Source organism: Dellaglioa sp. CoH-56-MRSF-10, assembly GCF_056782175.1.
The window spans coordinates 1-364 of record NZ_JBXAYF010000063.1 but is presented as its reverse complement, the minus strand read 5'-3'; the positions used below and the strand labels follow the sequence as shown (position 1 = coordinate 364).

The following is a 364-nucleotide window of genomic DNA, read 5'->3' as shown; positions in this document are numbered from 1 at the left end:
GGGACGCGGCAATCGTCGAGATGTCACGTAAAGCCGCAGAGCAGTCCCGTCCACCAGAGACAATTTAATTGTACGCGGGGCAAGTGCCCAGACGTTCACAACTCACCACCCTACTTTCACAACAAGGGAAGCAATATGCAAACCGTTTCGATCACCGATTACACCCTCCTGACGCCCAAGCTGGCTAAGGTCGTTATTGCCTATACTGGCAAGTTCAACAAAGAAAGCCTGCGCGCCGCTATCACTGAAAAGTTCGAGGCGAAGGCCGCTCCTGTCGAGGATTCGTTCCGCGAAGTGCGTGCTGGTGTCGCAGTCGGATTCCTGCGTGCGAACCGCGAAGTTCGTGTCGTCGATCCGCAAGAGC

At 55.5% G+C, this 364-nt stretch carries 1 protein-coding gene; it reads left to right on the top strand.

Going from position 1 to position 364, the window contains the following annotated elements:
• Positions 1-135: 135 nt before the first annotated feature.
• Positions 136-364, top strand: a 229-nt coding sequence (locus AC1RP4_RS07845; RefSeq protein WP_481763247.1) for a hypothetical protein, incomplete at its 3' end; no start/stop codon positions are given.